Source organism: Paraburkholderia sp. AV2 (assembly GCF_054968425.1).
In genome coordinates, this window is sequence record NZ_JBANLK010000002.1 from 243,066 (window position 1) to 253,065 (window position 10,000).

9 protein-coding genes are annotated in these 10,000 nt (G+C 66.2%); 6 read left to right on the forward strand and 3 right to left on the reverse strand.

What is annotated here, in order from left to right; all coding sequences use genetic code 11:
- Positions 1-5: 5 nt before the first annotated feature.
- On the forward strand, positions 6-782 hold the full coding sequence (locus V8683_RS02895) for a 3'-5' exonuclease (RefSeq protein ID WP_411189323.1): 777 nt from the start codon (positions 6-8) through the stop codon (positions 780-782).
- Positions 783-822: 40 nt separating this feature from the next.
- Here V8683_RS02895 and V8683_RS02900 read toward each other — a convergent pair whose 3' ends face one another.
- Together V8683_RS02900 and V8683_RS02905 are read right to left on the reverse strand one after the other, a co-directional pair.
- Complete coding sequence (locus V8683_RS02900) at positions 823-1,683, reverse strand: endonuclease/exonuclease/phosphatase family protein (RefSeq protein ID WP_411190528.1); 861 nt, start codon at positions 1,681-1,683, stop codon at positions 823-825.
- 106 nt (positions 1,684-1,789) lie between these two features.
- Positions 1,790-2,089 carry a hypothetical protein gene (locus V8683_RS02905; protein WP_411189324.1) on the reverse strand — a complete coding sequence of 100 codons (300 nt, stop codon included), beginning with the start codon at positions 2,087-2,089 and terminating at the stop codon, positions 1,790-1,792.
- Positions 2,090-2,643: 554 nt separating this feature from the next.
- On the opposite strand from V8683_RS02905, the gene rlmD reads away from it, so the two are divergent.
- Positions 2,644-3,948: a 23S rRNA (uracil(1939)-C(5))-methyltransferase RlmD gene (gene rlmD / locus V8683_RS02910; RefSeq protein ID WP_411190529.1), complete on the forward strand. Its 1,305-nt coding sequence runs from the start codon at positions 2,644-2,646 to the stop codon at positions 3,946-3,948.
- A gap of 117 nt (positions 3,949-4,065) precedes the next feature.
- On the opposite strand, the gene V8683_RS02915 is transcribed toward rlmD, so the two are convergent.
- Positions 4,066-4,989 (reverse strand): outer membrane protein assembly factor BamD, encoded by a 924-nt coding sequence (locus V8683_RS02915; protein ID WP_411189325.1) that lies wholly within the window; start codon positions 4,987-4,989, stop codon positions 4,066-4,068.
- Between the two features lie 39 nt (positions 4,990-5,028).
- Here V8683_RS02915 and V8683_RS02920 point away from each other — a divergent pair, with 39 nt between their 5' ends.
- From V8683_RS02920 to V8683_RS02935, 4 genes are all read left to right on the forward strand, one after another.
- Positions 5,029-6,303, forward strand: a complete 1,275-nt coding sequence (locus V8683_RS02920; protein ID WP_411189326.1) for an RluA family pseudouridine synthase — start codon at positions 5,029-5,031, stop codon at positions 6,301-6,303.
- Positions 6,300-7,160: a peptidoglycan editing factor PgeF gene (gene pgeF / locus V8683_RS02925; protein ID WP_411189327.1), complete on the forward strand. Its 861-nt coding sequence runs from the start codon at positions 6,300-6,302 to the stop codon at positions 7,158-7,160. Before V8683_RS02920 ends, pgeF begins: the two co-directional genes overlap by 4 nt.
- 407 nt (positions 7,161-7,567) lie before the next feature.
- Positions 7,568-9,442 (forward strand): class I poly(R)-hydroxyalkanoic acid synthase, encoded by a 1,875-nt coding sequence (gene phaC / locus V8683_RS02930; protein ID WP_411189328.1) that lies wholly within the window; start codon positions 7,568-7,570, stop codon positions 9,440-9,442.
- 89 nt (positions 9,443-9,531) lie between these two features.
- Positions 9,532-10,000, forward strand: a 469-nt coding sequence (locus V8683_RS02935; RefSeq protein ID WP_462880604.1) for a thiolase family protein, incomplete at its 3' end; no start/stop codon positions are given.

The window sequence follows — 10,000 nt, forward strand, 5'->3', positions numbered from 1 at the left end:
ACTGAATGACACCTGTACTCGTATTCGACATCGAGACGATTCCCGATGTCGACGGCATTCGCCGTCTCGACAATCTGCCGGCCTCGCTCAGCGACGCCGAAGTGGCCGAACATGCATTCGCCGCGCGGCGTGAGAAGACCGGCAGCGATTTCCTGCCGCATCACCTGCAGCGCGTCGCGGCGATTTCGTGCGTGTTCCGCGACGGCCAGGGTTTTCGCGTGCGCTCGCTCGGCACGCCCGAGGACGGCGAAGCGGCGCTGATCCAGTCCTTCTACCGCACGATCGAGAAGTACACGCCGCAACTCGTCTCGTGGAACGGCGGCGGTTTCGACCTGCCGGTGCTGCACTACCGGGCGCTCGTGCATGGCATACGCGCGTCGCGCTACTGGGATCTCGGCGAAGACGACCGCGACTTCAAGTGGAACAACTACATCAGCCGCTATCACTCGCGTCACACCGACCTGATGGACGTGCTGGCGATGTATCAGGCGCGCGCCAACGCGCCGCTCGACGCGCTCGCGAAGCTCTGCGGGTTTCCGGGCAAGCTCGGCATGGATGGCGGGCAGGTGTGGACGGCGTTCCGGGAAGGGCGCATCGAAGAGATCCGCAACTACTGCGAAACCGACGTGGTCAACACGTATCTGCTCTACTGCCGCTTTCAGATGATGCGCGGCGGGTTTACCGAGCGTGAATACGAAGACGAGATCGCGCACGTCAAAAATGCGCTTGCCGTGGAGCCGGCGCCGCACTGGGCCGAATATCTCGCGGCGTTTGGCGCCTGAGCGGTGTCTGGGTTGCCCCTGAGTTGCCTGCCGGGGCGTGTCAGCCCAGTTCCAGCACGATCGGCTGATGGTCGGACGCTTGCGTCGCGCTGTCGATTTCGCAGCGCTTCAGATGCCCGCGCAGATCCTCCGTGACGAACACGAAGTCGCACGCGACCGGCCCCGACGACCACTGTTTGGTGTCGTAGACGCCCGCAGTGGGAGGCGGCGTTGCGCCTGGGTGCAGCGTCGTCCATGCGTCGACGAATGCGGGGCTGCCGGCAATCGGTTCGAGCATGCGCGCGTACGCTTCACTGCCCCATGCGCTGTTGAAGTCGCCGCACAGGATCGCGCTCACGGGGCGGCCCGTGGGCGCGAATGGGCCGGTTTCGTTTTCCGCCGGCGCGGGGGAGGCGGCATGCTCCGCCGCTTCCAGCTGGAGCCGCCGCAACTCGTCGACCTGGGCGAGCCGCTGGCGCACGGAATAGAACTCCAGATGCGTGACGAGCACGCACAGCGCTGCGCCAGGCGCCTCCAGCACGGCTTCGAGCGCGACGCGCTGCATCGAAGGTGCGGCGGGATCGGCAGGCCAGGGCAGGGTGTGGCGGAATACTTGCGCAACCGGCAGACGCGTGGCGATGGCGTTGCCGAACTGGCGCCGCCGCGCGCCAGGGGTGTCAGTCGCCGCCGGGAGATCGGCGCCGATGGCCTCGAGCACGGTGTAGCCGGGCAGAAGCCTCGCCAGTTCGGCAAACTGATCGTCGCCGGGGCCGCCAGGCAGGCCTGCGAAGCCGCGCGTGAGTTCCTGCAGACAGAGCACATCAAAGTCGGCGAGCCGCCGTGCCTCGCGTACGGTGCGCGCCAGATCGACCACGCCCGCCGCGTCGCGGCCCCACTGTACGTTCCAGCTCAGCAATTTCATGGCTACCCGCAGGGGGATCGGCATGACTCCAATGTAGGCGAAGGGGAGATCTTTTGTCCCTCGCCCTTCGTCTCAAGCGGAAGCGTCACCCTTCGGCGGGATGCATTTAGTGCAGCATGCCGGAGCACACGCCGCGCGTTGTCCCGGAGACACGATGCTGGCCGTCGAAATACACGGCAAACGGCGTACCGGCGTTGTCGCCCAGCGAATACTGGAAGCAGTCGTTTCCGGCATTCGTGGTTTCGCTGTCCGGCGGGCCGATGCGTTGGACGACCTCCGTTTGCGACATGCCGGGCGTGACCCTGGTCATGATCTGTTCGGGCTTGACGGACGAAGCGCATGCGGCGAGGCTCAGGAGTGCCGCCGCAGCGATGGGGCCGAAGGTGCGGTAGATTAGTTTGCTCAAGTCGATTCCTGGGGTCTAAGGGGGATTGATCCATACGCCAGGCACGTATGATCCATCGGATCAGGCCGAAACGGCAGCCCGCAAGGGCTGCGCGTCCAGTCCGTACGGGCGCGCATGCTGTCAGTCGAGCAACATGTGGACGGCCGGCAACAAGCCCATCGGCGCGATGGGTGCAGCGAGGCCGCCGAACATTAGCATGATTCGCTGCCTGTGAACCACTTCAGGCGGTGCGAGGGACTCGATCGCGGGCACGATTGGCGTAACGAAGCCCTCCGGCACGATCGGGGCGGCCTCTGCCGTGCGGGGCGGCGGCGCCGACTTCGTCTACAATCTCGCCTTTGCCCATTTTTCAATCACCGTCTGTCAGGAATCCGCTGGTGTCTCAAGCCGTCCCCGATTCTCAAGCCGAACCTGTGGAAGCCGCGCCCGCTCCGGATGCGCCGCCGGCCGCCCCCGCCGCGAAGCGCAGCAAGCGCGAGCGCCGGGCCGAGCGGCGCGCTGCCGCCGATGCATCGGTGCTTCACGCCCCGATTCTCGAGATCGAGTCGCTCGACATGGAAGCGCGTGGCGTCGGCCGCACCGTGACCGAAACCGGGGAGCCCGGCAAGGTGATCTTCGTCGAAGGCGCGCTGCCCGGCGAACGCGTGACCTACTCCAGCTATCGCAAGAAGCCGAGTTTCGAGCAGGCGCAAGTGGTGGACGTGCTGCGCGAAAGCGCGGTCCGCACGAAGCCGCAATGCGCGTTTTTCGGCACCTGCGGCGGATGCTCGATGCAGCATCTGGACGTGCGCGCGCAGATCGCCGTCAAGCAGCGCGTGCTGGAGGACAACCTCGCGCATCTTTCGAAAGTCCGCGCCGAAACGCTGTTCCGGCCGATTCACGGGCCGTCGTGGGGTTATCGCTACCGCGCGCGCCTGACCGTGCGCAACGTGCCGAAGAAGGGCGGGGTGCTGGTGGGCTTCCACGAAAGAAAGAGCAGCTACGTGGTTGACATGACGAGCTGCGAGGTGCTGCCGCCGCACGTGTCGGCCATGCTCGTGCCGCTGCGCAAGCTCGTCGAAGGGCTCTCGATCCGCGATCGCATGCCGCAGATCGAGCTTGCCGTGGGCTCGAGCGTGACGGCGCTCGTGCTGCGCATCCTGGAGCCGCTCACGGCCGCCGACGAAGCGCTCCTGCGCGCTTTCGCGGACGAGCACAACGTGCAGTTCTGGCTGCAGCCGAAGGGGCCGGATACGGTGTTTCCGTTCTATCCGCTCGACGCGCAGCTCGACTACACGCTGCCCGAGTTCGACATCCGGATGCCGTTCAAGCCGACCGACTTCACCCAGGTCAATCATCAGATCAATCGCGTGCTGGTTGGTCGCGCGCTGCGGTTGCTCGCCCCCCGGCCGGGCGATCGTGTGCTCGACCTGTTCTGCGGCATCGGCAATTTCACGCTGCCGCTCGCGCGGCTCGCGCGCGAGGTAGTGGGCATCGAGGGCAGCGATACGCTGACGGCGCGCGCGCTCGAGAACGCGCGCGCGAACGGTGTGGACGGCCATACGTCCTTTGCGTGCCGCAACCTGTTCGAAGTGACCGCCGACGACATGCGCGCACTGGGCGCATTCGACAAGTTCCTCGTCGATCCACCGCGCGAAGGGGCGCTTGCGGTATCCAGGGCGCTTGCGGACATCGCGCAAAGCGGCGAAGGCCCGCTGCCGAAGCGCATCGTCTACGTGTCGTGCAGCCCGGCGACGCTCGCGCGCGATGCGGGCCTTCTCGTGCACGAGGCCGGCTACCGGCTCAAGGGCGCGGGCGTCGTGAACATGTTCCCGCACACGTCGCACGTCGAATCCATCGCGCTGTTCGAGCGCGATTGAGTTCGATTGAGCGCTGGAGATTTGCTCCGGGTGCCGCCCGGCGCATCAATGAAAAAACCCGCCGAAGCGGGTTTTTTTCTTCCGGCGCAAGTCAGGCGGAGGCCCGGCGCGGCGGTCTTACCAGAGTTGCCACCAGGGCTTGCTGTTGCCGCTGCCGTCCTTGCTTGGCCGCGCATGGCCGGTGATGTACGGGCTGTCCGGGAACGTCGACGCCAGCACCCGGCGGGTGTCGTCGGCGAGCTGCGGCCGATCCAGCTTCTGGTACGAGAGGATCATGATGTGCAGCGCGTCTTCGATGGCCGGCGCGCTCTTGTATTGCGTGATCGTGAGCTGCGCGCGGTTGATCGCGGCCACATAGGCGCCGCGGCGGTAGTAGTAGTCGGCCACGTGCACTTCGTGCGAAGCCAGCGCGTTGACGATGTAGCGCATGCGTTGCGCCGAATCCGGCGCGTACTTGCTCTGCGGATACTTGTCGACCACCTGCTTGAACGCGTCATAGGCTTCGCGCAGCGATTTCGGGTCGCGCTCGCTCATGTCCTGGCCCGAGAAGCGGCCGAACAGACCCAGGTCGTCGTTGAAGTGGATCATGCCCTTGAGGTAATAGGCATACGCGATGTCCGGGTGATCCGGGTGCAGGCGGATGAAGCGGTCGATGGCTTCGTCCGCGGCGTCGTTCTCGCCGTCCTTCCAGCTACAGTACGCCACGTTGATCTGCGCCTGTTGCGCGAAGTGGCCGAACGGATCGCGGCCTTCGAGCGACTCGAAGTACTTCGCGCACTTGCTCCAGTCGCCGCTGGAGAGCGCGTCCTGGGCCTCCGTATATAATTTGTTGTTGTTCCACGTCGCCGTTTCGTCGGTCTTCTCCGGCAGGCCGTGGCAGGCCGCCACGACGGCGAGCGCGGCGCCGCACGCGGCGATGCGAACGACGTTACCGATCTTGCGGATCGTCGATACGGTCGCCGTGTTTCCGGCCGTGTTCAGGGCCGCGTTCCGGGCAATAGCATGTTGGGCCAGTTTCGTAATCGTGTTCAAGGCTCGCATTTTCCAGTTCAGCTTCAGGTCCCAGGTGACCCAGACTCAATGACCCGTTCAGTTCTTCCGGGAGGCGGCGCCCCCGGCGCCCAAAACAGCATCGACAATTATAGCCTGGGCGCAGTGCCCGATGACGCAGCGCCCGGTGAGTCGCTCGACGACGGCCTTGGCGGCGAGGCGCTTGCGGGCGGCTCATCCAGGCAAAGCGCCGGGCAAAGCGCCACGCAGCGCGACAGGCGCGGCAGCGAAGCGCCGCGGCGCGTCCAGGTGCCCGACGAGCTTGCCGGCGAGCGGCTCGACAAGGTGCTCGCGAAGGTCTTTCCCGAATTTTCGCGCAGTCGTTTGCAGGGCTGGATCGAAGCGCAACGCGTACGCGTGGATGGCGCGCCCGCCAAGGTGCGCCAGGCGGTGCCGCTCGGCGCGACGATCGAGCTCGTGCCCGACCTGCTGCCCGAGCAGCTCGCGTTCACGCCCGAGCCCGTTCCGCTCGACGTGATCTACGAGGACGACGCCATCGTCGTCATCAACAAGCCCGCCGGGCTCGTCGTTCATCCCGCCGCGGGCAACTGGAGCGGGACGATCCTCAACGGCCTCCTGCATCGCTACGGCGAGGCGGCCGCTGGCTTGCCGCGCGCGGGCATCGTCCACCGGCTCGACAAGGAGACCTCGGGGCTGATGGTCGTCGCGCGCACGCTGGAGGCGCAGACCGACCTCGTGCGCCAGTTGCAGGCCCGCACGGTCAAGCGGCGCTATCTGGCGCTCGTGTGGGGCACCATGCCGGACGAGGGCACCATCGACGCGCCGATCGGCCGCGATCCGCGCGAACGCACGCGCATGGCGGTCGTCGCGGGCGCCTCGGGCAAGCCCGCGCGCACGCATTTCCGGCGCGTCGATTCGACCCTGTGGCACGGCCAGCCGGTGAGCGCGATTCACTGCGATCTGGAAACGGGGCGCACGCATCAGATCCGCGTGCACTGTGCGCACATTCGTCATCCGCTGCTGGGCGATCCCGTGTATGGGCACGCGCGCGGGCGGCGCTCGGTCGCGGCGTTGCCGGGCGACTTCGCGCGCCAGGCGCTGCATGCGTGGCGGCTTGGTCTCATCCATCCGGTTACTCGCCGCGCGATGCAGTGGCGAGCCGACGTGCCCGACGACATGGACGAACTGATCGCCGCACTCGGCTTCGGTTCGAACGAGGACGAATACGGCTTCGACGAGGAGATGTTCGACAGCGCCTACACGGACGAAGGTTTCGTGATCGGTAGCGACGAAGACGACTACGAAGACGACGAGCACGACGACAGCGAGGACCGCCGCGCATGAGCAGGCCCCATGAACTGAATTCCGCCGACTTGCTGCTGCCGGACTGGAGCGCGCCGTCGAACGTGCGCGCGCTGGCGACGACCCGTAACGGCGGCGTGAGCGCGCCGCCGTTCGGCCGGTGGCAGGCCGGTGCCGCGGGCGGAGCGGGGCGCGACCTGCCGGGCGGCCTGAACCTCGGCAGGTTGTCGGGCGACGAGCTCGACCACGTCGAAGCGAACCGGGCGCGCCTCCTCGCTTATGCGGGCGTGCCAGCGGCATGGCTCAGGCAGGTGCATGGCGCCGACGTGGTCGATGCCGCCGAGGCGCTCGCCGCCGCACGCGCGGGCGAGCCGCTTGCCGCCGACGCGAGCGTGACGGACCGCCCGGGCATCGCCTGCACGGTAATGGTCGCCGACTGCATGCCGGTGCTGCTGTGCGATGGCGCTGGCCGCGCGATCGGCGCCGCGCATGCGGGCTGGCGCGGACTGGCAGCGGGTGTGATCGAGCGGACGGCCGCTCGCGTGGCCGCACTCGCCGGTTGCGCTCCCCACGATCTGCACGCCTGGCTCGGACCGGCCATCGGTCCGACGGCCTTCGAGGTGGGCGCAGACGTGCGTGACGCGTTCATGACCCACGCAGCCGATGTCGGCGGCGCACAACGCGAGGCGACGGCGGCCGCGTTTGCTGCGAGGCCCGAGGCGAGCGGCAAGTACCTCGCCGATCTCAATGCGCTCGCGCGCTTGCGGCTCGCGGCACTCGGCGTCGTGCGTGTCGGCGGCGGCGACAGGTGCACCTGGACGGAACGCGAGTCCTTCTACTCGTATCGGCGGGATCGGGTCACGGGTCGCATGGCGGCGCTCGTCTGGCTGGCTACCTGACGTATCTGCCTCCGTATTTCACTCTATTGCCACGCGTTTGAGCCGCGTTTTGCTGCGTCGCATCAAAAGCGGCGGAACGCGACGAATTGCAGCACGCGATGTGATGCCGATTGCGTGAGCGCGAGTCGCCTGGCATTGCAACCGCTTGGCCCAACGGCGGTTTTTTATGTGCACGCCGGATTGCGTATGACTTGCCGCGTTTTATTCGTTGCTTACATCGGGAAAACGATAATAAAAAAAATATCGCAGTGCGGCAAAATCGGGCACAAGCATTGACACGCTTCGCAGTGGGGAGCAAGAATGTCCTTCACCTACGGGACAGGACGCGACAGGGCGCGACGCGCGCTCCGTCGGCGTACCACCTGCCTCTCAACCAGCCCTTCGGGGCACACCGGTCAAAAGCAGGCATGACGGCATCTGAACGTTCCACGAATTCCCCGGGCACGGGCGCTTCAACTAGCGGTGCGCAGCAATTCACTCCGGATGCCGCCGGAATGCAGCAGATACTCGACGCGTGGACGGTAGCGTGGCGCAATGCCATGAATGCCGCACAGCAGGCCCAGGATGCGGCGGCCCGGCAAATGCCGTTCGGCACCGGCTGGTGGCCCCCGGTGGCGAATGCTGCAAGCGGCGCGAACGGCGCCGGCATGGCCGCGCCGTTCGACGCGTTCCGGTTGCCGGGTGTCGTGGTCGAACCCGCACGCCTTCAGCAACTCCAGGCCGAGTATTCGCGCGACGCGATCGATCTGCTGCGCCAGGCTTCGGATACCACTCCCAAAGCGCCCGAACTGAAGGACCGTCGTTTCAGCTCCGAGGCATGGAAGAGCACGCCGGCCTATGCGTTCACGGCGGCGTGGTATCTGCTGAACGCGCGCTACCTGCACGAACTCGTCGACGCTATCGATACCGATGCGAAGACGCGCGAGCGCATCCGCTTCGCGGTCCAGCAATGGACGGCTGCGGCGTCGCCCAGCAACTTCCTCGCGCTCAATCCGGACGCGCAGAGCACGCTGCTCGAAACGCACGGCGAGAGTCTGCGCCAGGGTGTGATGAACCTGCTCGCCGACCTCACGCGCGGCAAGATCTCGCAAACCGATGAGTCGCGCTTCGTGGTGGGGCGTAATCTCGCAACGACCGAGGGTTCGGTCGTGTTCGAGAACGAACTGTTCCAGTTGATCCAGTACAAGCCGCGCACGGCCACCGTACGCGAGCGGCCGCTGCTCATCGTGCCGCCCTGCATCAACAAGTTCTACATTCTCGACCTGCAGCCTGAGAATTCGCTCGTCGCGTACGCGCTCGAACAGGGCCAGCAGGTGTTCCTCGTGTCCTGGCACAACGGCGACGCGTCGATTGTCGAGAAGACCTGGGACGACTATATCGAAGACGGCGTGCTCAAGGCCATCGACACCGTGCGCAGCATCGGCGGCCGCGAGCAGATCAACACGCTCGGCTTCTGCATCGGCGGTACGATGCTGGCCACCGCGCTTGCCGTCGCGGCCGCGCGCGGAGAACATCCGGCTTCGTCGCTGACGTTGCTGACCGCGATGCTCGACTTCTCGGATACGGGCGTGCTCGACGTGTTCGTCGACGAGGCGCACGTGCAGATGCGCGAGCAAGCCATCGGCGGCAAGAACGGGACGAAACCGGGTCTCATGCGCGGCGTCGAGTTTGCCAACACATTCTCTTTCCTGCGCCCGAACGATCTGGTCTGGAATTACGTCGTCGACAACTACCTCAAGGGCCGCACGCCGGCTCCGTTCGACCTGCTGTTCTGGAACAGCGACTCGACGAGTTTCCCCGGCCCGGCCTACACGTGGTATCTGCGCAATACGTACCTTGAGAACAAGCTGCGCGAGCCGGGCGCGCTCACGGTTTGCGGCGAGGCGGTGGACCTCTCGCGCATCGACGTGCCCACGTTCATCTATGGCTCGCGCGACGATCACATCGTGCCGTGGCGTACGGCGTACGCGTCGGTGCCGCTGCTTTCGGGACCGCTGCGCTTCGTGTTGGGAGCGTCGGGCCACATCGCGGGTGTGATCAATCCGGCTTCGAAGAACAAGCGCAGCTTCTGGAGCATGGAGGCCGACGCGAAGCACCTGCCCGAAGCCGCCGACAAGTGGTTCGACGCGGCGCAGGAAAAACCTGGTAGCTGGTGGCCGACCTGGGCCGAATGGCTCGACCAGTTTGGCGGCAAGAAGGTGAAGCCGCGCGCGCAGGCCGGGTCGGCGGAGTTTCCGGAGATCGAGCCGGCACCGGGGCGTTACGTGCAGCAGCGCGAATGATGCGGAGCGATGTGTCGTGCTGCGGCAATGGTTTTTAACTTGACGGGTCAGCGTCTTTCGCGACGTTGTGCTGACCGGAGGAACTGGAAATGACTGACATTGTGATCGTATCGGCCGCCCGTACGGCGGTGGGCAAATTTGGCGGCTCGCTGGCGAAGATTCCGGCGCCGGAGCTGGGCGCGGTGGTGATCAAGGAAGCGCTGGCGCGCGCCGGCATCAAGCCCGAGCAGGTGAGCGAAGTGATCATGGGTCAGGTGCTGACGGCCGGTTCGGGCCAGAACGTCGCGCGCCAGGCATCGATCAAGGCGGGGCTGCCTGCCTCGGTGCCGGCCATGACGATCAACAAGGTGTGCGGCTCGGGCCTGAGGGCGGTGATGCTCGCGGCGAACGCGATCATCGCGGGCGAGGCCGAGATTGTGGTGGCGGGTGGCCAGGAGAACATGAGCGCGGCGCCGCACGTGCTGCCGGGCTCGCGCGACGGCTTCCGCATGGGCGATGCGAAACTCGTGGACAGCATGATCGTGGACGGCCTGTGGGACGTGTACAACCAGTACCACA

Excerpts from the sequence above, each read along its gene's own strand:
- V8683_RS02895 (WP_411189323.1), top strand. The coding sequence starts at position 6 with ATGACACCTGTACTCGTATTCGACATCGAGACGATTCCCGATGTCGAC.
- V8683_RS02900 (WP_411190528.1), bottom strand. The coding sequence starts at position 1,683 with ATGAAATTGCTGAGCTGGAACGTACAGTGGGGCCGCGACGCGGCGGGC.
- rlmD (WP_411190529.1), top strand. The coding sequence starts at position 2,644 with ATGGAAGCGCGTGGCGTCGGCCGCACCGTGACCGAAACCGGGGAGCCC.
- V8683_RS02915 (WP_411189325.1), bottom strand. The coding sequence starts at position 4,989 with ATGCGAGCCTTGAACACGATTACGAAACTGGCCCAACATGCTATTGCC.
- V8683_RS02920 (WP_411189326.1), top strand. The coding sequence starts at position 5,029 with ATGACCCGTTCAGTTCTTCCGGGAGGCGGCGCCCCCGGCGCCCAAAAC.
- pgeF (WP_411189327.1), top strand. The coding sequence starts at position 6,300 with ATGAGCAGGCCCCATGAACTGAATTCCGCCGACTTGCTGCTGCCGGAC.
- phaC (WP_411189328.1), top strand. The coding sequence starts at position 7,568 with ATGACGGCATCTGAACGTTCCACGAATTCCCCGGGCACGGGCGCTTCA.